This is a genomic window from Blastopirellula sp. SH421 (assembly GCF_057808535.1).
The window spans coordinates 3922839-3949833 of sequence record NZ_CM173712.1; the positions used below are offsets into that span (position 1 = coordinate 3922839).

General features: G+C 53.7%; 1 protein-coding gene. It reads right to left on the reverse strand.

Annotation, left to right across the window (positions count from 1 at the left end; all coding sequences use genetic code 11):
* Positions 1-281: 281 nt before the first annotated feature.
* Positions 282-26939, reverse strand: a complete 26658-nt coding sequence (locus SH421x_RS16020) for a right-handed parallel beta-helix repeat-containing protein (RefSeq protein WP_488850388.1) — start codon at positions 26937-26939, stop codon at positions 282-284.
* Positions 26940-26995: the final 56 nt, after the last annotated feature.

The window sequence follows — 26995 nt, forward strand, 5'->3', positions numbered from 1 at the left end:
CTTGGAGTCGAACCAGCCAATTCCGGGTAGCTCTCGTTTACGGATTCACCGTACCAGAAAATCCCGTTTTTGCCATCGATCGCGATGATCTGGTCAGCGGTGAATCTGATTCAATCAAGTGAGCCAGCGAAGCAAATACTTCTCAGATTCGACCGATTGAAGCTCCCCAAATTCTTTTTTTAACAATCCTCGGAGGGGATACCGCGCGTAAATCGATAAGCTTACCCGAGAGATCCCTTTTCTCTCTGGAACAGTCACCGATGTAGGAGATAGGAAGCCTGCTAGAGGTTCTGAGAACGATTCTTTTGCCCCCTCTGAAACTCCTCATACTGCTGAAGATCCGCTTCTAGGTCTTCCAATAAATCGACTGCCTTGTCAATGACGCAATCACTGATCACTGATTCCAGTAATGCCCAGTCAGGCAGAAAATGCGGCCGCCAATCGTTGTGAGCGAAGTGAAGTGATGATTTGGGAAACTCATGCTCGTCGGCCGGAAATTCCCAGGCGTCATTAATTGTGCCGAGATTTCCGAACGCTGCATCGATGTTGGCAGTTTCGTCACTGAGATCAACCGCTTCTGCCTCCACCAAGTCGGTAGTAATTATCGCTGGCAGAGAACTTGGATTGGCAACAATCGATTCGTTCTCAAGCGGCGCTGAAGGCGATTGCACTACATAGTAGCTGCTAGGCAAACGAAGATGACCGGCGTCGTTAGAGTTGGCGCCCAGGTTGCGAATCAAATAAGTCAGATCGATCAGCGAAACGACTCCGTTTCGATCGAAATCATACTTGTAAGCCGCAGGGAAGCTGGTGACTTGATTCCCGATGCTGCGGACCAAGTAGGAGAGGTCGACTAATGTGATCGCACCATCGTCATTGACGTCATACGGCACAACTTCTAATTGAGTCGCCGGAGCTCCGATCTGATGACCGGGAATAGCTCCAGAATTGTCGAGCGACAACTGGACGTCGGTCACACTGAACTGCAGATCGGTGATCGGCACAACATAGGCGCCGTTGATATCATTCGGGACAACATTATCAAGAGCCGGTTTGAAACGGAAGCTTCCGACCAGGAAGTAGCCGTCTTGTCCGACATCGCCGCCGATAAGTTGGTTGGCGTTAACTTCCAGTGAGTTCCCGGTATTGCTGACGTTCAACTGGCCGACGCCGCTGCTGGGTGTCGAGCTATCAAGCCGGAACCAGTCGCTGTTGTAGTTCAGGCTCAGCGTAATGCTGGTCAAGTTGTCAATATTTTGCTGATCGCGCAAGATCCAGACATTGACCGTAAAGGTACTCCATTCGTGGATCGACGCAAGGTCATCCGGCAGCTGAACCGATTCGCCTGAAGCATCGGTCACCGCGGCAGATCTGCCGATCGTTAGGCGCACTTCCGCTTGCGGTAGAATGGTCAGCGAGAAGGTCGTCTGGGTTACGCCTCCCTCATTGTCATCGGCGGTGATCGTCACCGTTTGACTATCGCTAGGCTGAGCATCGGCAAGGGACCAAGTCCACGTGCCGTCCAAGTTGTTAACCACAACTCCGACCGCCGCCGAAAGCGTGACAGTGTCATTACCGGGATCGCTGTAAGTGCCGGTAACTATAGCCGTCGCTCCAATCGTGAAGGTCGGGGACGAGACGTCTGGGGTAATCGTCGGAGCGACGTTGTTAACATGCAATATAAAGGTTGAAAATGACGCATTGCCCGTAGAATCGGTCGCGGTGATCGTGATCGATTGCGGGCTATTAAGACTATCGAGTGCGTTGTATGACCAGGTCCAGGTCTGGTTTTCATTATCTTGCTCGATACTGCCCAAACTCGCGGAGATGGTGACAGTATCGTTGCTAGGGACGTTGAACGTACCGGCGTTCGTCGCAATGGCCCCTTCGTCGATCGTCACCACGTTGTTTTCGATGGTGACATCGGGGGCGACGTTCACGTCTACCAAGATAGCCACGTTCCTGGTTGTCGACCGAGCAGGAACTCCATTGTCGGTAGCCACGACGGAAAGGGTGTGATTACCGAGATCACTTTGCTGCGGCGTCCACGAAACCACACCGGTTGAAGCGTCTATGGTTGCGCCGGCAGGACTTCCTGCTGCTAGCGACCATGTGATTGTATTTACCGGGGTATCGCTATCGGACGCCTGCATTGCCAGGCTCCATGCGTGATTCACGCCGATCGTCTGCGACGAGACAGGCGTAATCACCGGCGCCGAATTCACTTCATCGACGGTTATTTGGAAGGTTACAATGGTAGCCAGCGGTTCCGGCGCATCGTCAGTCACTTGAATACGAATCACATATACGCCTGGCCCTTGCCCCTCGGTTGGCGTCCAGGCGAACAGCCCGGTGGCAGCATTGAGCGTCGCTCCTTGGGGAGGAGTCGAATCGAAGGCATAGGTCAATGTTCCCTGCTCTGGATCGGTCGCGGCGATTTGCCACAAAACTTCCAGGAGTTCCGACACCCTTTTGTTGGGCACAGGCGTCACCACGGGCGCATTGTTTTGTTCCCCCACTTGGATCTCCACCGTGTTCGAGGCCGAAAGTCCGTCTGGGCGATCTTCCGTAGCGACAATCTCGATGGAGTAAGTGTCAGGCCCCTGAGCTTCGGATGGCGTCCACTGAAAGACGCCTGAGATTGGATCGATGGTTGCCCCTAGAGGAGCACCTGGTCCTATAGTGAATCGCAGTGGGTCTTGCTCTGGATCAGTAGCCAACACGGTAAATGTCAGTAGGCTTCCTTCCACTACCTGCTTCGCGGAAATCGGCAAAACGATCGGCCTGGCGTTGACTTCATTCGCCGTGATCTCCACAACAATCCTGGCGGGAAGTTGGAGAAGCGAAAGATCGGTGGCGATCACTTCGAGCTGAAATTCACCGGGGGCTTGGTCTTCTGTCGGCGTCCAGCGAAACTCCCCTGTTAGCGAGTCAATCACCATACCGGGAAGCGCTCCCTCGCCCAAAGAGTAACGCACACTATCCCCATCTGGGTCGACTGCCGAGATCACAAAGACTAATTCATTTCCTTCCTCGACCACTTGCGGACTCAGTGGAGAAATCACCGGCGGGCGATTTGCGATCGGCTGTTCACCCCCGGGATTACCGTCGTTATCACCATCTAGCTTCAATCCAGCTAAATCATGAATGGTCGAATCGGCTCTGAGGAGAATTTCCAGGGAGGTCCCGTTCAGGCTGGCGGCACTAGTCTGTAATTGTAGCGTGACCGTAGTGGTCCCCGGAAGGTAATGAGGTATCGCCGGGATGATCAAATCGTCACCGTCACCAAGCGTCAAATTGGCCCCACCGCTTCGAACGACATAATTGGCCGGCGCATTGGCGTCGATCGGATCCAACGCTTCACTGAAGTTTAGCGACAATTGTGGGCCGTCCGACGTGAAGGCAAGCTGACTGCTGATCAAAGTAGGAGGAGTGATGTCGAGCGAGGTGCCTTGAAATTCGTAGGCGCCGATATCGGCGAACGAGGTCTGCCAGCTCAGAGTGAGGGAGGACGCGCTGCTTAGATCGGTGCGTCCGCTGTAACTGGCGACATACGCTTGGCCTGCGCCGTAACCAATCCCGATCAGCGGCACTACTTCACTGCTTATTGGACCATAACTGTAGGTCACAGCGCCATCCGCATAGAGGGTGGCTGCAAACAATGCCTGGCCACCGAAATTGTCGGAGACGTCCCAAATCACGGTGACCTGACCACCGATGGCGTCGATGATATAGATATCGTTCTGCTGCGGATCGCTCGTGTCGAAGGATCCCCAATAGGGAGCGATTCGTACATCGTTGCCCAACTCGTAGTCGATGTTGCTACCGATCCCGGAAAACGTTAGCGATCCATTCGCTGCGACCTCGACTTGGGCATATGAGTCACCCGCGATCGGAAAACTGAAGGGCAGATCAAGCAACCAAGTCTCCCCGTCTCCGTTCCAGTACATCGGCTGTCCAAGGACCTGATAGAACTCGTTGGCGTCCCGAATATGTTCAACGTAGATGGGCCTAGTCGCTGCTTGAAAGAGAATCGAGTTGGCGTTATCCAAGGAATCTGCGTCAGAGTACGCTTCAACATCGAGGTAATCCTCGTAGGAAGAAGAGTTTAAGCCTACAAACGAATAGTCCGCCTCGTTCCCATCACCATAGTCAAATCGTACCGAGCCATCAGAAAAAAGGGTCGCCGAAAAATTGAATGGTGATTCATCCGAATATTCAGAAGCTTGCCAGCGAAATGTCACCTGCTCAGTCTGGACATCAATGTAAATGTCGTGACCTGGCAGAAGCGTGGTGAGATCGGTATTGAGCGGACTGATCGAAGCAAAGCCACCGTTCTCCGCATCGTAAAAGTCAAGACTACCATTCAGGCTGACGGATACAGAATCGTAAGCTTTTCCGTAGAAGGAAAACGAGAAAGGCAAATCGTAATCAAACGCTTCATCATCCCCTTGCCAACCCTGAGGTTGGCCTAGTTCCAGAAACTGATTGTCCGCTTGAATGGTGGCGACTATCGCGCTGGCGGTTGAACTAAACTCTAACGAAGCAGCATCATGCAGACTTGCTAAGCCATCGTACGACGAAAGATAAACGCTGTCAGAAGTTCCCCCTGATAGTCCCACGGTGGGAGTCAACTCCTGATTGTCGGCTCCATAGTCAAACCGAATGGTTCCGTCTGCCGCTAAGGTCACCGAAAACTGAACATCACTGCCGCTCAGTTTGTGAGTCGCGTTCCAGCGAATAGTAACTTGATCGGCGACCGAGTCGTCGATGAAGATATCGTCCCCCATTCCGTTCGTTCGTAAGTCATCCCATAGCGCCGCGATTCGTATACCTTCCGCCAATCCCGCTGCGGTATTATGGGGATCGGAAGCAGCGCCGGAGCCGGCAAATTGCAGCAGGCCATTGGAAGAGACCTGCAAGCTTGACCACGAGTGGCCTTGATAGGGAAACGCAAAAGCAAGATCGAATGTCCAGGCCTGGTCGTCTCCTCGCCAATCCTGCGCCGCCCCTGGGGATCGCGGCAAAAACAGCGGATCAGATAGTTCCTCAACAATAATCGGCGGTCCCTGGTTAACGGTACCAGGATCATCGACGCGAGAATTTCCATCCAAATCGATCGGAGACGAAGCGGCGTCGCCGGCATCAATGGCTACGGACTTGGCCGAGAGATGAAAATTGTCATCGAGCCCGCCATCGATCTTCAGACTACGGTCGTAACCCAATTGGTTGTCTGCCCCGTTCGGATCAATCCAGAATGGATTTCCGAAGAACGAATGAGCGTCGCCATTGGATGCTGACTGCCAGTCAAGCAGCGTTGTTTGTTCGACATCGTCCCACGCTCCTACGCCGGCGCCAACGCCAGCGTCAAAAACGTTTCGGTCGCTAAAAAAATAACTCCGACTATCGGTCGTGACTCGTATCGCCAAGCCGGCGTCAACTCGAATGACGTTGTTCACCAACGTAACATGAGACGACTGCGATTCGATTCTTACGGCGTCTCCTAATCCATGGTAGATCGTGTTATTAAGAATGCTTACGTGTTCGGATTGCAAGAACTGCAATCCTAAGTCAGTGTTGGCGTAGATTAGATTGCCTTTAATCGCAATGTTGAATTCGCCATTTCCCGACTGATCGGCATAGACGCCAATGTCATTTGAGTAGATGACATTGCGAACAATTACGCTATTGCTGCCTGCTTTTACACCCCAGTGATTGCCAAAGAGACGATTTTCTTCGACGCTAGATCCATTGGCGTATACGCCGATGATGTTCTCATTGACCTGATTGTTCTTGACGGTAGAGAAGTAAGCATCGATGCCGAGGCCACTGCCAGTTGATTGAGCGTACACTTCATTGTTGATGATCAACGAATATGCATCGCGGATTCCATAGTCGGTATTGTGATGAACTTTGTTTCCCTCAATCAGGAAGGGCTCGTCCCAGTAATAGCTCGTCGTGTTAATACCAGTGGCGTTGCCAAAGACCTCGTTCTCGCGGATTACGACATTGAATCCGCTGCCGATGTCAATGCCGTATCCTTGGTTTTCGTAGACCCGGCTTTGTTCGATGAGGATTTCCTTGCTGTCGCGGATCGAGATACCGTCATTATTGGAATGAATATCGACATGGCGAATCGTCAAACCGTCGATGGCAGAGTTCGCATTTGCGATGCCGTACACGCCGCCGGTCAAGGTCAGATGCGACAGCGTGACGTCGCTTGCGCCCAGAAACGCAAATACCGAGCCTTGTAGGGCGGAATCCACGGTTCCCCCAGCGGTTATCGTCGGCTGATGCAAGTGGTCAAGGATCGTCGGATGCGCCGGATTGACGGCGCCTTGAATCGTCACGCCGCTGTCGTCCGCCAGGAAGTTGATATCTGTCATCAACTGGTAGTGACCAGCGTCTACGTAGACGACATCCCCAGCTTTCAAGTCATACGTCCGCAGTAAAGCCGACAGACTGGCCATCGGTACGTCCGGCGACTTACCGCTGTTGGCGTTATCGCCGGCAGTGGTGGTGTATTCGTTGTCGGTGAGATCCGTGTCGTTGGCGATGTTGACGTAGTAGGACTGACCACCCGCCGCCACCAAAATCGCCAGGGAGATTTTGGTGCTCAGGACTTGCAGCCCAGATTTGGCGGTCGTTCGTAGCAGAGTTGACGGTCCAACATCGGCGTTGGCGACGGTCCAATTGAATCGTCCATGCCCAGAAGCATCCAACGACAGATTAGTCGCTAGCGTCCGCCAAACAGTTCCGCCGTTGGTCGAGATTTCCAAATCGGTGGTGACGTTAGCTGGAGCGTTAGAAGCGGCGCGCCAGAGTTCCAGTCCCGAAATCATCGCTTCAAACTTGCCGGTCTGATTGGCGAGGAAGATCTCGATGGGATCGCCAGTGGTCGAAACATCGAACTCCAGCACCAACCCTTTATTTAAGTCCCCAGCCAACGCGATAACGTCGACGTCCGCTTGGCGAATTTGGCCGTTGACGTATATGTCAAAGACGCGATCGCCGACGGAGAGCGAATAGATTTCGGCGAAATGCAACCGCAGTCGGTACGTACCGGCACTGGCCGGAAGTTCATAACGCAATCCCTCTCCATAAGTGGAACGGAAAGTTTGATAGACCTGTTGCGGGGCAGGCGAACTGACCCCGCTCAGTCCGATTGATTGCGTATTCGTAGCGACGTTGCTGGAGTTGACGTACGGCTGATCTGAAATCCATCCGCCTGTCGCGTCCTCCGAGGCGTCAACCCGTACGGCAAGTTCGAACGAAGACAGGCCACCCGTTCGCCACTCGATGAGATGTGTCTCGCCGACCTGAACGCGATCGCTGGAAATTGGAAAAAGGTATTGAATTGAGGGGGTGCTGCTGGGAACCGCCTCGCTGGTGTTGCCATACGCTCCCAGGTTGGCTCGCAGGCCGTTGGGCCGGGGCTCGCCGACATAATAGGCGGTGGGGGCAGCCCGATCAACTGCTGGAGAAGTTGATTGCAGGTGGAAGTTATCATCCAGCGAAAAGTCGACGCCGCCGATCCGATCGTATCCCAACTGACCGTCGACGCCTGCCGGTGAAATCCAAAGTGGATCGGCGTCGACGCTTTGCAGATCGCGTCCCAATTCGAGCGTCCAAGTCTTCAAATCAGTGACGACGTATCCGGTAAAGTTCGCTAGTGTGGCAGTAGGAGCAACGAAGAGCAGATTCCAATTGCTTTGAAAATCGTCCCCGGCGAAACGACCAATATCGAAGAGCGTACCATGCTCCACCGCCAGGATATTGTTTGCGACGTAGACGGGGCCCGAGTTATCGTTGACGCGAATCGCAGTAGCGGTCGGCTCGTAGATTGTATTGAACTGCAGATCAACGCTACCGTTCGATTGGTACTGAGCATCGATGGCGACGTCTTCATGATCGTATAACACGTTGTTAGTAATACTGCCGTGGAACGACGAACCTGTTTGGACGCCACGGTGATTAGAGAAGATCCGATTTCCTGCAATATTGCCCCCTCTCGCTTCGATCCCAAGGTTGTTGTCAAAGATTCGATTGTTCTCGATCTCGCCATACGAAACGACGCCGGTTTGATTACCGCGAATTGTATTGCCGCGGGCAATACTGGTTCCCAGCTGAAGTCCTGTATGATTATCAAAAAGGTCGTTTCCGATAACGCGCACGTTATCTCCGGTGCGGATCCCGACATCGTTACTGTAGATCACATTATTCACGACTTCGGCCCAATCATCGTAGGAAACCGCTTCGTGGAAATTAATGACAGCGCTCACGACGAGACCTTCGCCGACTCCAAAAATTGTGTTGAAAGTGATTCGCGATCCCAGTCCATTGCTCTCAATACTAGCTGCGAAGCTATCCCCATCGTTGTCATGCACTGTGTTGCGAGTGATGACCGCGTTATCGTTTCCAACGCCGACAAAGGCGCCGCGATAAGAGTTTGAAAATATTTCACTGTCTTGAATCGTGAGGAAGTCGCTTCCACTATTCTCCGCGACATGCACCCCCATACTGGCGCCTGTGATTCGTAAGTTGGAAAGCGTCACATTGTCCGCATTGTCGAGAGTGAAGACGTAACTGCCGCTGCTCGTGTTGTCACGATCGAGCGTCGCCTGCTTGCCGGGCTGAGTGGGGCCTTGAATCGTCACGCCGGAATCATCGTTACTGATCAGAATATTGTTCGGTACAAGATAGGTTCCGCTGTCGATGTAAATGACATCTCCAGGATTCAAGTCGTACACGGCCAGCACCGCAGCGAGACTAGCCATCGGACGGTCTGGGGTATTCCCTGAATTGGTATCGTTTCCAGCGGCCGTCGTGTACTGGTTGTCGCTGAAGTCTGAATCTCCCGCTATGTTCACATAGTATTCATGCGTATCCCGAACGATTAGAAAGCCTTCTTCGCTGGTGGCCTGAGGGTAAATCCCATCCTGACTAGTAACTCGAATTCGAGCCGTCGGGACTGTCAGGTCGATTTCGGCGGGTACGTTCCAGCTGAACGAGCCAGCTCCAAGAGCGTCAATCTGCATGTCTTCGGCAATCGATTGCCAAGTGGCTCCGTTGTCAAGCGACAGATCCAGATCAAAGCGAGGATCGGCGGTCCCCAAAGGATTGGCGTGCCAGATTTCCAGTCCCGATAGTATCGCTTTGTAATTTAGCTCGGACCGAGATACCAGCTCTAGATCGATCCCATCTTGACCGTTGACCTGGACCGTCAACTCGACGACAACTCCCTTACCGATGTCGCCTGCTAGTTGAACGATGTCGACTCCTTCAACGGCCATTTCTTTTTGTGCGAAGATATCGAAGATGCGATCTCCCTCTTCCACGCCCTCGTATGGCTCAGTTAGATGCAGCCGAATTTGGTAAGTTCCTGCAGGAGCATTAAAGTGATACTGAATTCGATCCCCTACACGATAGGATTGATAGACAGCGGGATCGGCAGGATCGATCGTCTGCGACAAATCGACCGGCTCAGAGATGGTCTCTGCGGTCGTTAAGCTTTGATAAGCTTGTTCTTTTAGCCAGCGACCAAACCGGTCTCCCCCTACGTTCATCTGAAGTGCAGCAGAATTTAATGACAAACCGTCGGTTTGCCAGATGATCTCGACCGTCGAATCTGCTTTGACCCGATCTCCCTGATTAAGGGACAATAGCTGAACTTGCTGCAAAGGACCGGTCGTAGCCCGGGCTGAATTGCCATCGGATCCCAGGTTGGCGCGTCCGCCGTTGGGTTTCGGCTCCGCCACATAATACGACTGCGGATTGCCTCGATCGATTCCTGGAGATTCCGATTGTAACCCGAAGTTGTCATCTGCGGATCGGTCACCAGAGATCGCCACAGCGCGGATTGCGTCTACGGCGAACGAACTGGCGTCGGACGAGAGAACATGAACCGTTAGCGATGTTGATGTAGCTTGGAAGATGCCCAAGCGCTCCCAATCCTGCCCAGCGTCTACAAAGTCGTTCGGGTTGTCCCTTTGATCGATGTATTTTAGACCAACCAGCTTGTCAGTATCGGCAATCTCATAGCGAACGCGGTACGAATTATAAGAGGCGGCTGTCCAAGTCGTCGACAAATCATACCAATCGCCAGGCACGAGATTATCGATCGTAAATATGGCCTGCTGGCCCAAACGAAACGAGTTTTCCGACCAGTCGTCAAAAGTAGGATCTGCGGAAGTCACCGAACGATGATAGTCTCCCGCATAGCTTGAGTTTGTTAGATTGCCTGTCACAAAATTGGGGCTCTCGCCATTCGCCAGCCCCACCGTGATTGGGCCTCCGCTGATGTCGAGCTCCGCCAGCGAGGATTCAGTTATGGTGGGAGTTCCACTGACGGTTACCACGACCATGTCTTCCATCGTCTGATCAACGCTACAGGATGCACTTCCCAGACCGGCCACATAGAACGTGCAATACTGCGAAGTTAGTTCATGATGGCTAGGCCAAGTCACCGTAACGGTAAATTCAAAGGGGATGCCTTCCTCTAATTGAATGGGCCACTCCCAATGAGCGCCGCCGGTTCCTTCCAGGAATGGGCTTTCCAGATTGCTCCAAGGAACATCCCCAACGAACTGGGCGTTCTGGTCGTTGGCAAACTGTGGTGCTGCGGTCTGCGTCCACGAGAATCCTGATGTCCCATCCGCACCCTGCGGGGATACAAACATCGGAGCGCCAGCCAGGCTGTTCCTATCGAAAGGCAGCGTGTCACTCCAATCTGCAAGCGTCTCAAAGGGAGTACTTCCATAAACGCCCATTTGCGTACTTGATTGCAGATCGAACAGATTCCAGTCGCTGTAGAAATCAACTTGGCTATTTGCATCGACCTGGATAGCGACCCCTTCTGTGATCGAGAAGATATTGTTCTCAACTTGGATATTCCTCGACTGTTCGCTGACACTCAACGCGGCCGTGCCTGCGTGTACGAACGTGTTGAACTCGATTACAAGTCCCTTGTTGACCTGTGAGGTACGAAGACCGTAGATCTCGTTGCCGTAGAAGACATTATTTGAAATTCGCCCCGTATAGTTGTAGTCGGTTCCGGCGTCGATCCCCACCACATTCGAGTAAACGCGGTTGTTATTAAACGAACCTGTGATTTCTCCCAGCGCCCCGTAAATATTGGCAAAGATGTCGTTGTGCGAGACCTCGCCGTGGGTGTCAGTGATCCCAATTTCGTTGTCAAATACCCGGTTTCCGCGGAAGATTGCGTTATCTGCGACGATCGCGCCCGTCCCTCCATAGTGTGACGACGCAATGTTCTCGTACGATCTATCAAGCCTTTGACCATAGATGTCGTTCCCCACTGCGATGGAGTTCGGATTCAGGTAGAGTCCGACGCTCGTGTTGGCGAAGATGTGGTTCTCGACAACTTGGATCCAATCTTTTTGCTCAATTGTCTCGTACCAGTCATTTTGAAGATTAGTGCTAATTCCAGTCGACTGGTTGTAAACCGAATTCTGAGAGACCAGCGTTCGATATCCGGCCGCATAGATTCCGATGCTATAATTGTCGTGGACTGTGTTGCCAACAATTTGAGCCGAATCGTTGATTTGACTCACCATATCGATGCCGTAATACGCATTGCCGAAAATGTCATTGCCGGACAACGTTACGCCGTCACTGTCGTTCTCCGAACTGAATCCCACTCCTGTATATGCGCCGGTGATTCCCAGATTGGCGATTGTTACGCCATCCGCGTCATTTAGTTCAAACACAAAAGTACCGCCCGAGTCATTGCCCCGATCGAGTACGGCATGTTTACCAGCATCCGTGGGTCCCTGAATCACGATTCCCTGGTGCTGCGTCGTCAGAATGATATCGGTTTCGCTGGCGTAAATACCAGGGTCGACGTAAATCACGTCGCCGGGTTTGAAAAGGATGCCGCTCGAAAGCAGAGTTTGCAGCGAATCCATAGGCGTACCAGGCGTGAGTCCATCATTAGCGAACTCACCCATCGCCGTCGTATACTGATTGTCGCTTAGGTCTGCGTCTCCAGCAATGTTTACATAATAAGCGTTCACCGGTGGACTGATTTCTATAGGGCCGCTGGTCGTGTTCACACCGTCGGCATTTCGAGTTACCCGCAGCGAATAAATTCCAGGTTCGATCTCCCCAGAAACAACCCACTGGAACTCGCCGCTGTTGACCGCATTAGCGGAAAGTAGTTCGATCATGGTCTCTCCATCCATCAACTCGATCGTGACGGAGCCCGCCTCATCGTGAGAACGCCAAGTGATAAGTACTTCGCGTTCGATCGGCCAAACGGCGCCGGTGGCTGGGCGTAACAAAGTCAGATACTGCGTTGGACTGAGCGAGGCCTGGATCGTATTACCGTAAGCCCCCAGGTTGATATAGCCACCGGCAGGCGGAAGTTCTTGAGAGAAATCAGACGACTTATCCCCACGATCGAGTCCCGGCGAGTCGAGCGCATCCGGCGTCAGCGTAGCAATGAGGAATTCTGGCAGTCCGGAAGACCCTCGAATGGGAGCCAAAGAACCACTGTGGTAACTTCCCGTAGCGCTTTGTAGGTGAAGATCATCATCCGCGCCGCCACTGGATCCGCCGGCGCCCAGCACTCCATCTGCGCCTAGAGGGCTGACGAACAGCGGGTCAGTCGAAAGGCTATTGGTGTCACCGGTTGTTGCCGCCTGCCAGGCTCGAAGCGTGGCTCGGGTTGAATTCTGCCAACGCCCAACGGCGCCGGCCCCGGTTACATGAATCAAGTTGTAGTCGCTATCGAAACCGTGCTGAGCGTTGCTCTCGACTGTAATTCCGACACCGCTCCCCACCAAGATCAAGTTGTTGCGAAGAATGACATCTTCTGATCCGATAATCTTGATTGCTTCGGCGACCGGCTCGTAAAGGGTGTTATTTTCTAGCGAGATCCCCTGGGCCCAACTCACAGACAACCCCAGGCTGCCGTTACCGTAAATCGTATTATTGCGCACAACTCCAGTTGTCCATGAACCGCTCTGAAAGCCTTGGATATCGATACCGAGGTCATTCGAATAGACAACATTTGCCGCCACAAAGGCATCGTATCCGATGTTCTGAATCCCGATATCGTTGCGATACGCACGGTTTTCTTCTACTCGGGCTGACCCCGATGCGGCAATCCCCATGGTATTGTCGAACACCACGTTCCGGATCACCTCTATTCCATAGCCGGCGATTCCAGAAACGTTCCAGCCATAATGGCCCTGCACCGTATTACCTGCGATTAGAACCGAGCCGGAAGCGGAAATTCCAGTTTGGCCGTTGAACTCAACCAGATTGCCAAGTCCGAGACCAAGATCGAGATTGCCAACTATCGTCGTCGATTGATCGTCGTCCTGAATCAAAATCCCTTCCGCAAGATTCAAGCGGACCGTATTGCCTGTGACGATCGCGGAACGAGGCTTGTCTAAGTAGATTCCTCGACCATCGTTATTTTCGATGGTGCTAGAGGCTATTCTTTGGAGCTGGTTGTACGCCGCGATCCCATCTCCGCCAGCCCCTGTAATATGGACGGAATCCACAGCTGCGCCGATCGAATCCCCCTTAATCAAGATGCCTCCCAGTCTTGAGTCACGTATTGTGAGGTGATCTATGTGCAAAGACGTGCTGGAATGATCGACCAGTATGCCATAGTTGCCGCCGATCAGTTCTAAATGGCTTATTCCGACAGCGTCGGCGTCGTCCAGTTCCACCAAGTCGAACAACACCGAACTTCGATAAGTCTGCAGGGTGGCCGTGCTGCCGCCTGAGGTCGGTCCGACAATGTCGAACCCCTCATCGTTTCCTCGCACGCCGGCGCCGGAGATGAGCAGCGTAGAGTACAAACGATAGTTACCAGCATCGACGTAGATGGTTTGATTGGGCGTCACCTGATAAGTACGAAGTAACGTCGCCATGCTTGGCTTGGGTGCGCTAGCAATCTTACCTGTGCTGCGGTTATCTCCCAGGCTCGATGTGTATTCGTCTCCTATTAGCGAGTGGTCGTTCACAAAATAAGTCGCCGTGTTCTCAGGCACCGTGAACGACTCGGCAGAGCGATCGAAGACGATGGACTTGCCGACAAGCGAAACCTGGATCATTAGTCCATATGTTCCGTACGGAATCGAATTGTCGATTGGCTTCCACAAATAGCTTCCGTCATCCGCAGTGGCGGCGGTGATATTCGAGATGAAGCTTGGCCCATCGGGACCATCCTGTAGCAAATCGATTCGGACGGTGGCGCCTGTGTCATTTCCGAATGACTCCCAACGAATCTCCTTCAGCTTGTCTCTTTCCCAGTCGACATACAGGTCAGGCGAACGCAACACGATCCGCGGGGAAGTGGAGTCCAGATCCTCCGTGGCGCCAGCCGACGCCCCCAAGTCGGGAGCCACGTTGCGCGGAACCAATCGCACCGATGCCTCGTCAAGCAGCGCCGTATTGGCAGGTCCGGCTCCGCGCGAGGCAGTGTATTCTAGCCGCAAGCTTTGCGTGCCAGCAGGAATATTGGCACGATTACCGATGAGATCCCAATGATCGACGGACGCGACAGAATTAGTGTCAATCCGAGCTATTTCTGCCCCTAGTGCATTTAGGAAGACCAGCGTAATTTGCCCAGAGTCGGGGTTTGACTCGTTCGACGTTCGTATGCGTCCGCCGAACACGACGCTCCATTGGTCGTTATTCAGTTCGGCTGCTGAGTATCCCAAACTCACTAGGTCGATCGTTTGCTGTAGTGCGCCAACAGCCACGTCGCCGGGGCTGTAAGCTTGCGTCCCCTGATAAGCTGCTAATGGAGTCGACGTCGTAGTCGATTGAGCGTTGGCGATCCATCCAGTCAGTCCTGATTCAAAACCAGGGTTGTTCAGTAGATTGGCGTAAGTCTGCTGGATTCCGGAACTCGACAAGACGCTGTTACGGTCGATCGTTACGCTTGACGATTCGAGCAACGCCACGGGGCTCCAAACGCTCAAGTCGCCGTGATAGGGATTGACCCAGGCCGGCAACGCGCCCAACGGCGCAAGAACTGTGGTTCCCACTGAATGTAGATCGAATCGGTTAACTTCGACCTGCCAGTCTAGAATGTCAAAGAAGTCCGTGTCTGCAAAGTGGACCAGAATCCCCGTGGCGCCACGATGCAGCAGGTTATAGTCGCTGGCAAAGCCTGCTTCGCTGTCGGCGGCGACATAGATGCCGTGCCCCTGCTCGGCCCAAATAATATTGCCACGGACTTCGACTTCGCTGCTCGATTGGTAAACGTGAATCGCGTCGCCGATAGGGGCAAAAATACTGTTATCCAAAATGGAGATGCGTGTCGTTCCTCCAATCTCAATTGCGTGCTCCGTATCGCCTGAAAACCAGTTGCGTTCGATTTGCTGATTGCTGGTTGCCGAGATATGTACGTTGTTGGCGACAAATTTATTAAAGCGAATCGTTCCGCTGAACCTTGCTCCAACTTGATTGGCCTCGATCACATTGGCCGTATCGAGCGAGTCTCCACCCAGCACGCCGCTTCCCACAACGCCTGTCTGATTGTCACGGATGTGTTGCTGTTCAAGTCTCCCAGCAACAAGCGAAACACCGACTTGATTTCCTGCAATCAGGTTGGCGCCGCTTTGCGACGTACCGAGTCCTCCTGCTCCAAAATTCACTATCACGCCAGTTTGGCTGCCGGTGATAAAATTATCATGCAAAGGGATATCGGCCTGATAATCGACCGCTACGCTTCCTCCGCCAATCGTATTTCCGGAGATCTCCCCCGAGAAGCTTGCGAGTGCTTGCAGAAAACCGATCGTATTATGAACGATCCTCACATCGCCAGACGTCAGAAGTTGTAGAATTTTGACTTGGTTGTTCTTGAGTAGGTTCTCATTACCACCTTCGATCTTCAAGGTTTCCAGCGATTGACCGCTCGCCAGCAAGTTGCTTGTTCCGGTGAGCGCTAAAATGCCTGTCACGCTGTTGCCTGTCAGTTGTACCCAGGATCCACCCGTGATTGTCACGTTGACCGCGGACGTGTAGCCGATGGTCAAGTTCTGCGCATTTTCGGCACTGATATTTCCTGCGACTGTCAGTCGTTCGAGCGTGACATTCACCGCTCCCTGGATCTGGATATTGCCGCTGAGAAGGCTCTGCCCGTCTCCAAAAATCGTGACTCCGGAATCGTCTGGACCGATCACGACGTTTTCAGCGATCGATCCGTGGACCAAAATTAAGTCGTTCAGACCGAGGCTGCCGGAATTCAAAATATCCTGCACGGTCAGACCAGGAATATCGTAAGCATGATGAACCGTGACTGGCGCTGACTCTTCTACGCGGATCTGCAGTGGACGCGAGCTAACACCCAACTTGCCGCTAAACGCCAACGCGGTTCGCCCCGCAGCGTCGATGGCTGCAGCCAAGTGCACGGCATTGGAGGTCGCGGTTCCGGGAACTCCAAGGCTTGATTCTTGCGGCAACGCTTCTTCGAAACTGCTTCCGTTGAATACCAGACTGCGAACGGACGTAGCTTGATCCACGTCTGCTGATTGGGGCCCAGCAACCCACACAAGACGCAGTTTCCCACCTCCAGACAACAGTATTGGTTGACTGGCAATTTCTTCTGTCATTGAGATCTGGCCCGGAGCGTTTGTGCTGCCGCCGATGGCGTTCCAAACGGAGCCAGAGTACCGTGCTGCAAACAGAGAAGAGCCGGACTCCGCTTCGTCAGTACTCGTTTGCTGCCAAGCAACGACCGGCGTGCCGGCGTAGTAGGCGACGCTCGGTGTGACTGCCGCGACCACCGAACCGCTGATACCTCCGCCTGAGGCGCTTCCGGCCAGTCCCGACCAATCGCCGTTGGCAAATTCTTTCAGAAAGACGGCGCTGCCTGCGGTCGTTGGTTGCGACCAAGCTACGGCCACTTTGGTACCGTCGGTCGATAATCCAAAGGCCGTAACCCCGGTGGAAGACGATGTAATACCGTCAGCGGAATTACTGCCGGCTAACTCCCCCCACTGTGCGCCATCGAATCGAAGAGCCTTGACGTTGGCGGCGCCGGTCGATGAATCCATCCAAGCGGCGACAATCCCCAACTCGGTGCGAACCAGTTGGGGACGTTCCGCTGCGTTTGTCCCACTCACGCCGCCAGAAGCGTTTGAGTTGCCAAGAGCGACCCATGCTCCAGGTCCGCTGGCATCCCAGCGCAGCACGCGAATCTCGGAGCCTGACGGCGTCCATTCTTCCCAGGCCACAACCGGTTGCCCCAGGCTGTCGAGCATGATTGCGGGGCGGACCGATGCGCCCGACGTCTGCGATATGCCCCCGCCTGCTGCGCTGCCGGCCAGCGCATGCCAGCCTGTGGAGTCTTGGAATGCGACATAAATTTCGTGATTTCCGTCGCGTGCATCACTCCAGGCCAGATACTGATTATTATTGCCCGTAGCCAGTGCGACGTCTTGAGCCTGTTCGGCCAAACCTCCCTGCGGGCCCAGCACGGCCGGGTTCGACCAACTCCCGTGGGACACACCGGCCACAGGCAATTCGTAGTCAATCAGGTCAGCATTTTCAATTAGCGACAGTCCAGGTGAAGCGGTCGGCGCAGGCGCCGCAAAGCTAGAGGGAATCGCTGATTCGCCGCTGCCGAAGTTCACACTGTTGCTGGAGCCGGCTCCGGCGTCGAGAAGGTCGTCTCCTCCTTCGCCGAAGAGAACGTCATTTCCTCCCTGTCCATACAGCTGATCCTGACCGGCCGTCGCCTCGTTGCCATCAGTTCCGAAATCTCCATACAGATAGTCGACGCGATTGTCGTCTCCGCTGCCCGATTGCGTGTGCCCATACAGCCTATCGTGATGACCTTGTCCCAGTAAAATATCGGAACCAGCGCCCCCTTCCAGCAAGTCGTCACCATCTCCACCTAGCAGGATGTCGTCTCCCGCTTCACCTGAGAGATGATCGTTGCCGCCGCCGCCCGACAGACGATCATTACCGTCGCCGCCAAGCAACACGTCAGCACCATCTTCCGAACCGAACAAGGTATCGTTGCCTGCATCGCCGAAGAGTTGATCGTCGGTTCCTCCTCCTCCATACAGTTCGTCGTCGCCGCTCCCGCCGTGAATCACATCCGCGTCACCGCCTCCGTCCAGGATATCATTATCCGCGCCGCCATCTAGTTCATCCTGCCCCCCTTGGCCGTACAGGGTGTCGTTGCCGTCGCCGCCGAATAGGCGATCGTCTCCTACCGGTGAACCGTAGACAACATCGTTCCCTAGACCAGCGTCGATCGTGTCGCCTAGGTCAAGGCCTGCGATCAAGCGGTCGTTGCCGATCCCTCCCAGTACATAGTCAGCGCCAGCGCCGCTGTCGACGAAGTCATCCCCATCACCGGCATCGATATAGTCGGCTCCCGAAAACGCAAAGATTCGGTCGTTTCCGCGTCCGCCGTAAATCTGATCCCCCACATAAATAGCATCGAAGAAGTTGGGGTCGATCGGAGCGCCGTAATCTGTGCCGTAAATCTCATCGTCCCCGTCATCTCCATTTAAAACGCCAGGCATCCCAAGACCGGCTCTGAGAACGTCATTGCCGTTCCCCCCTGACAGATTGTCAGCTCCGTTACCCCCGTCGAGTTGGTCGTCCCCTTCATCACCGAAGAGTTCATCTTCACCGGCCCCACCGTCGATGTGGTCATCCCCCGAACTACCGTGGATCGTGTCGCTTCCCAAGTCGCCGAAGATGCGATCGTCGTCGGCTCCCCCTTCAATCTCGTCGTCACCATCACCGCCGAAGATCAGGTCATCTCCAGCGTCACCACGGAGGATGTCTGCGCCCGCAAGTCCATGAATCTCATCATTGTCATTACCGCCCAAGATCGTATCGTTACCGGCCTCGCCGAAGAGCAGATCATCGCCGACCTGACCTTCGATCTGGTCATCACCATCGCCGCCGTAAATCTCGTCTTCGTCATCACCGCCGCGGAGGATGTCTTTACCCGATCTGCCGTATAGAACGTCATGGCCGGCTTCGCCGTCGATTTCGTCATCTCCCGCACCTCCATCGATCCAGTCGTCGCCGGCTCCACCGTAGATCCTGTCGCCGCTTTGGTCCGTATCATTAGTAGAGGAACCGCCAAAGATGACGTCGTTTCCAGATTCTCCTAATAGGAGATCAGCACCGCCCCCGCCGATAATGAAATCGTCACCAGAGCCGCCGTAGATCGAATCAGAAGCGTTGTCGTCTGAAGTCCCACTTACGCTGTGCCCGTACAGGAAGTCGTTTCCGTCGCCGCCTAGGATGAAGTCGCTACCGGCATTTCCCTGGACCAAGTCGTTTCCCGATCCCCCAAAAATCTCGTCGTTGCCCGCATCGCCCGAGATCGAGTCGTTCCCCTTCTCGCCCCAGAGCAAGTCGTTTCCGCCGTTTCCCCGAATGGCGTCATCGCCATCTCCACCCCAGATGTAGTCCAAAGCATTATCATCCCCGGCGCCGGAGGCGGTGTGACCGAAGAGAGTATCGTCCCCAATTTCACCAATGACCCAATCGGTTCCTTGTCCACCTTCGATCAGATCGTTTCCCGTTCCCCCGCTCAGTCGGTCTGCACCAGCTTCACCATAGATAGAGTCGTTGCCCTCCTCGCCATCCATGGTGTCGTCTTCGGAGCCGCCGTAGATAATGTCATCCTCAGAGCCGCCGTAGATCCTGTCTTTTCCGGCTTCACCATAAAGCGTATCGATACCGGAATCGCCATAGATATTATCTTCGCCGCCGCCGCCCCAAATCTGATCGTCCCCCGTATCGCCATAAAGATCATCGTCCCCATCCTGGCCATACAGCTTGTCATTTCCGCTTCCGCCGCTCAGCAAATCGCCGGACAGGTCGAGAGTATCGTTCGCGACCGTATTTCCAAAAAGTCGGTCGCTATTGCCTTGACCGTAAAGCTGGTCACTTCCGAGACCACCCTCTAGCAGATCATTACCTGCGCCGCCGAAGAGGCGGTCGTCATCTGCTTCGCCGCGCAATTCATCATCGCCACCCTCTCCCGAAAGATAGTCGCGCCCGTCTCCACCCAAGAGTTGGTCGTTTCCATCACCGCCGAACGATTTATCGTCGCCAGCTCCGCCGACCAGAACGTCATCGCCAAAATTGCCCTCGAGTTGGTCATCACCATCCTCTCCTTGCAGCGTGTCATTTCCGTCGCCGCCATACAAAAAGTCCTGACCGCTACCGCCAAAGAGCAGATCGTCGCCGACGCGTCCGTCTAGAGTATCGTTCCCCGTTCCACCATAGAGAATATCGTTGACGGAGCTCCCTTGGAGTTGGTCGTTACCGGAACCACCGTAGAGGTGCACTTGGACCGCGAAATTCTCATCGACAAGCACCGTATCGTCTCCCCGGCCCATATCGGCGTACACCAGGGTTACGGGATTCTGGGCGTTTCCATAGTTTTGAATGAAGGGTCCGAATTGAACCGTGACGACGCCTGGAAATGCGTGAGGTGTGATCTTAAAAAATTCGTCGCCATCCTGCGTGTTTACGGTCTGGCGCAGAGCGGCGCGAGATCCCGCGTTTAACAGAAGCGTTCCATCCGATGTTAGCTCGGCCAAAACGGGCGCCGGCACGCCGCAATCAGCCAACCCTAGAGGGAGGTTGAAGGTTTGGAAAACCTCCGCATTTTCATAGCCCTGGATCGTAACCAACGGAACGTTGATCAGTTTAACGTCACGCGATTCTGAATAGGGCAGCCTATAATATGCCTCTAGAATGAAGCTGGACGATGCCTGAAAATCAACCAAACACCATACGCCGGCGTCGACTGCGATTGACTGGGGATCCGCCCGATTGCCTTCGGAGTCAAGATACTGATTAAGCGTCAATTGGTCGACGTTATTCAAAAACCTTGTGGAGTTCATCACCTCGGATTCCAAGGCGATTTTGCCGTCGTTGTTCGGATCACGTAGACTAATGTCGACCTTGAGATTGATTCCTCCACGTATGCCTGCGTCACCCGTAGCATCGACGACCTTTTCGACTACTTTGGTCACGATGTCGCAGACAGTGTCTCCCAAATACTTACTGCAATTGCTTTTAACTTTTTCTGTGATGTAGTCTACAAACTGATAAGGCGCCGGAATGGGTCTGTCATTCTGAGTAATATCGACGTCGATTTTGAAATAGTTACCGTTTCGGGCATCGATAAATGGTCCAATTAGGGTGTCGTATCCCAGATTGAAGTCCGCCTCAATCTTGACTCTTCCGCTGAGGTCGATGGGAACAGGAACTCCGGTAACGACGCCAATAAGCACCGCAGAGGCCGCTTTAACGAATTCGCGAGCGGCCGCTTCGCTGAATGACAATTGCGACTTGCGATTGAATGTTTCATTGATTTTTAATTCCGGCAAATCGAGCGACAGGATGGAGTACGCTTGTTGCTGGGGTAGTAGCAAATAGGCGAACAACGTGGTGTCGCGGAGAATGTCAAACGTCAGTCCACCCCCGTCGGCCGGAGCGATATTCTTCAATTCAATCGCATAATCGCCGGCTGCATTGTCAAAGTCGGTCAGGACGTTGGGGGAGTTGCTGGTCAACACGAACGAGATCAGCGAGGGAGAGTTATCCTTCGAAACGCTTTGAAGCGGATTGAAGCCATTCAGTGCGAACGAGAAATCCCCGATTGGGATCAGTCCGCTCACATTGGGGTCGGCGGCGTTGATCCGGTCGATCGCATCGAGAACGCGAACGAAATCGCTAACCTCACCCGTATCGACAGGCCCCAACAAGAGTTCGCCGTAAGTGATGTTCCCGAACACCTTGGCGAGAGGTCCGCTGATCGTCCCTGTTCCGCTATAAAGCTGCCCGATCGGGTCGCGGAGGATTGAGACCAACCCGCTTGCCTGACCGAACATTGGTTTAAGGAATTGCGAGACCACTTCCTTGACGTTGAGCTTTACGTCGACGAAATCATAATTCCCTAGACTCCCCGCGATCAATTGATTGACCTCGGCCATGGTTGGCGCTGCAGAGAAGGTCTGGCTGCCGCTGGCGGTCGTCTGCAATTTAAAAGAGAGGAGCGGCTGCATACTACGAATGCTGAGCGATGCTTCCGACAAAAAGACGAAATCTTCGTCCCCTGGTGCGACCGATAACTTGTACCGGATTTGACGCGTCCCAGCTGGAATCTCAATCCGTTTGCTAATCGTCGTTCCATGGACGCTCCAAATGCCTGGATCAGCAACAGCGTCGTTCAGGTCGATGGATGAAAGTTTTAGAAGCTCTCCATTCGTTCCCAGAAACTGCACGCCCAAATATGCGTCTGAATACTCTCCGGCTTCCGTCGTACGTACTTTTCCAGCGAAGTGAACGTAGAACTTTTCAGAATCGAGATTTTGCGTCGAATAGCCCAGCTCTTCGACCGGGTCGATCAATCGCGATACAGAGCCGATATGTTCATCGTGATCGTTCTCCGCAGGAATCTCAAACGACGGCAGGGACAGCACGTTAAAACCTTCCAGGTAGTCTGCCGCTACTTGGAAGTTAAACGCCGAAGTAACTCCGATCGTGGCTGACTGAGCAGGAACCTGGCTGGGATTTTTGATGAGGGACGAGGGTGTAACCCCCGCCGCTTTCATTTCCCCGTAAGTCAGATATCCGTCTTCGTTAAAGGGGCTTCCTTTATCAAATAGGTCAATGGAGGTTGAAGTCGTAACGTAGGTCCCAGGCGTTCCATAGGACATGCTTACGTTTTGAGCGCCAGCATTCGCCGGCAAATTCCGGTATTCGACCCGAACGCGAAACGTTCCGCCATACCGAAGCTGTAACCCCAACGTGAGTTCTGGACTAGTTTCCACATCGGAACTTGCAATCACACTGTATTGCCCGGTGCCGGTGTTGAGTAGATCAAGGTGGATCTGCGCACTTTGAGCGGTCGAACGCTCCGCTGCGATTACGAAGGGCATGCCTGCCGTCAAATCGAAGTCAGGCGACAACAAACTATAGGATGTCGTCATCGTCGGAAAGTTTGGCAAAACTCCGACCGGCTTGGCGAATGAATCTAGGTTTCCGTCATGCACGGAAACGTTAAGCGCCCCAAGAGTCGCCGAGACAGGCGATTCGAAAAAGGTCTCAGGAATATAGGTGAAGGTTGACGCTTGAACTTCGTTTAGATGGCCCAAATAGACGTAAAATACGCCGCTGTGGGATATGCCAAATCGCAAGCTAAGTGAGATTCTCTTTTCCGTGATCGCCGATGCTTCGAATTCAAGATCAGGGATGGATGTTTTGCCGACGCTCTCTTTTGTCCGCTCAGTGATGATGTAAGGCGAGCGTCGCATCAGAAACGGTAATATCGCCGAGAACGAACTAGCTCCACTGGTAAGCGCGAATGATTCCGACTCCAGCATCGAAACGTCCTCGGCCTCTCCGTATCGATTGAGGACGCTTATTACGCTGGCCGTGTTCGCGCCGTTCAGTACGAACTCCATCTCAAGGTCTTGGGCGAGTGATTCGCCCAGATCGTGAATCGTGGAGTCATTCAAGCGAGTTTCGCCAGCAATCGGCAGCACAAGGCCAGACTGCCCCGTGTTGACCATGGCTTGCAGAGTATCAAACATTTCGCGGACCTGATCGGGAAGGGCCCGCTGATCGTCGTTTTGGTCAAAGGATGCGACGATGCTCGCCAGATTCGGACCATCGATCACTGCACTTCCCACGGCGATGTTCGCGATAGAAACCGTTAACGGAGGCGCAAGAGGCATTCCACCTTGGGTAGTGGAAATGGGAAGCTGAGCTGAAGCCTTCCCGGCTACCACCGGAACGACAAGCTCTGGCGTAATCTGGTCGGGAGAATATTTGCCGGAACCCACCGTCGGAAGTTTGAATTGATACGTTGCTGGCCCCGAAGTCATCCCTCCGACGTGCGCGGTTCCGTTGGTTATAAAGAGCGGTATGGAATCGGCCAATCCCTTAAACGTCGTATTGATTGCGTTTAGCTCGGCATTTACCTGAACCTTGAAATCGTCACGAATATAGGTCGACGGTTCATTGCCCGGATTGAAGTGCAGTCCGAAGGTTGCGGTAACCCCGCTGGAAACCGCATACGAAAAAGAAGCCGTTCGCGATTCGCGTACGATGTCCACACCGTCAAGATTTGCAACGCCCCCCATAGCCTGCACGTAGGCAGGTACGTCGATGATCAATGGAGTCGTGCCGGTTTTAGCGCCTCCATCAAACGTGAGTGAGAATTCAAGATCCCCTTCCGCAGTCAAACGAATTTGCAAGGCGTGCCCGCCTGCTCCCAGCGCAGCCATCAGCGCAGACGGCAACTCCGCTAAACTCGCCGGCGGCGACTGCTCGAAGCGATCAATTGCGGCGCCAAGCGTCATCAAAAGATCCGAAAGCTCGGCTGGGGTGCTGCCGGTCAAGGGTATGTCGCCGGTCGCAGCCTCACTGCGAAACGCCTCGGCTACCGCTTGTTCTAACTGTCGTAGCCCACCAACGACTTGTTCCCAAGTTAAATCGCGCGTCGACGCGAGTTGATCGAGACCGGTCAGAAGGGTCGTAACCTGCGGATTATCGAGGATATCTTGAACCTGGATCTGAATCTGGGCGCCATCCGCCACCGGGCTGCCGAGATCGGTGGATACAGGAATCGAAAGATTAAGTAGCGCAAACCCTGATTTCGCTTGGACAAAACTTTGCGAAGAGTCATTCAGAAGTTCAGAAAATTCAAAAGGTCGGACGGCGCCTGCGGCCCCGAAGGTGGTGTTGACGGTCATGGTTGACGTCAAAAACGAACCATCCAATCTCAGATCACTCAGCCCGTATCGGCCTTGCAGGTCTAGATCGATGGCGCTTGCCTGAATCGTCATGTCAGTAACGAGGTTGTCTACATAAACCCGGCTGTGATACGACTCTATTTCGCCGGCTACCAGCGTATCCCGTCGCTCTCTATCGTAGGTTGGCAGTCCGAGTTGCGTGACTGCCGCGTCTGTTGAGTTGGTGAAGATTTCAATAATCGGATTGGGTGAATTGCCGCTCAAACGCAGTTGCAAATATTCATTAATGGATTCTGCGATTACAACGCTCAAACCGGCTGCGTCAAGGCTTTGTTGAATGTCCGCAAGCAAGTCGTTGGACGATTGATTTTCGCTCGTTTGTTCCGCCGTCACCGTAACGAGAACTTTTGATCCTCCATTAACGCGAAGTTCCCATTGTGCCGCGGCTTGCAGACGACCGTCTGCGGGAAGTTGTCGCGAGGAAATGATCGCCACCTGACCGGTGTTGACGATCTCGCCGAGCCCAAGTTCATCCTGCACTGGGGTGTGAGCGTCTGAGGTCACGATCAACAGGCCGATCGTATCGCTGGCAGGGCCAATGATGACCAGATGGTTATTTTCGAGAACTGCGACCACGCCAACGATATTCGCCGCAGCAAACGCTTGATTGACGTCATCCACCAAATCCTGCGGGGACTGATTCGTTGCGTCTCGGTGGATCGTGATTTCGCTCCCCCCCAAGTCGTTTAGCATCAGGCTAAACGTGGCGTCCGCTGATAACTGACCGTTTTGCGGCAGCGGTTGCCGGCCGATCACTTTGGCCACATAGGGAGACAAATCGAGGGAAAAATCGAGGGAAAAATGGTCACTAGACGCGCTCCAAGTAAGCGAGTTTTCGCCCAGTTCAATTTCAAGCGGGGAGGTTTCATCGTCCCAGGCCATTGCGATTTCCTGCTGGGCCAACTCTCCGGTTGGGATATTCAGGTGAAATGCTAGGCGGCCATTTGAGGGATCAATTTGCAGGGCAAATTCGTTCTCGTTCATTCCGAGTTGCTGGCTAAGCATCTCGGCAAACTGTTGGAGTGAGTTAAACTTGGGGTTCGCGTTCTCATCGAGCAGAGGTTCGATAACTGCTGTCTCAAAAAGTTGATCAAAGGCGGCCAGATCTGCGAGCGAGCCATCGACAGTTAATGGGAGCGCCTGATCGAAGAGCGAAGACTGTCGATACTCTTGCAGCATACTCCGTATGTCGTACATCGCACCGACGAGATCCTCCGCGGTAATGCGACGAAATTTGGCAAAGTCGCTTGAACCTTCTCCCTCCCATTGCGTCTGGGTAATGGAAGCGTCGACTAGATGGTCAACCGTAAATATAAGATCTGCCGGCTTGTCAATAACAGCATTGGCGCCATTCGCGATCGGCAGCGCTTGCACAGACAATGTTCCAGCCGACTGATTGGCGCCGATCATCAATTCGATTGTTTGATCAATCGGCCAATTCTGGATCTCGTTGATAGTCAAATAGTCATTCGGATCAGCGTCAGGATTGCCGACGACAAGTGAACCTCCCACGGTCGTTTCGACGTGTCCGCTTTCTACGGACGTTTCTAGTACGCCGGCAAGCATCTCAAAACTCAGGTCGTCTCCAGAGACTCTCCAATCCACATGAATCGTTTCAAACTTCAAAAAAAACGCAGATTCGGGACTAGCGTTAAGATCGAGGCCAAACTCCAGGACGAAGTGACTATTGGCCTCTACGTTGACAGGAATGTCTTGCAACTCCGCAGCATCAAGCCACCCTGTCTGCGTCAAGAGTGTCAGATCGAATTGCCCTACTCCGGTAGCGGTTCCATCAAACGCGATGGCGAATCGCAATTTATCTGAATCCGACAGGTCTTCGGCGCCAATTGCCTGGGCAAAGCTGCCTGTTGAGCCTTCCGCCCCCACGAGACTTTCAAAATAGGTTTCACTTGGCGCCGTTAGCGACAGATCCCAAATCGCATCTAGGGTAAGCAACTCTCCTAGAGAGACGTTGACCCCATTAGCGTCCAAGACACCAGCAAGATCCTGACTCAACGGCTCAATGCCCTGGACTTCTACTAACCAACTTCCCGTGTCTTGCAGTGCGCTGCCGATTAGCTGCTGTTGGGAAAACGAAATTGGCTGCGAGGCAAGTAATAGCCGCAATTCTAATTGCTGCACCGAGAGACGCCGGTCCTTTGACCTGCGAGCTTTGTTGCGTTGGCGACGGGTAAGAC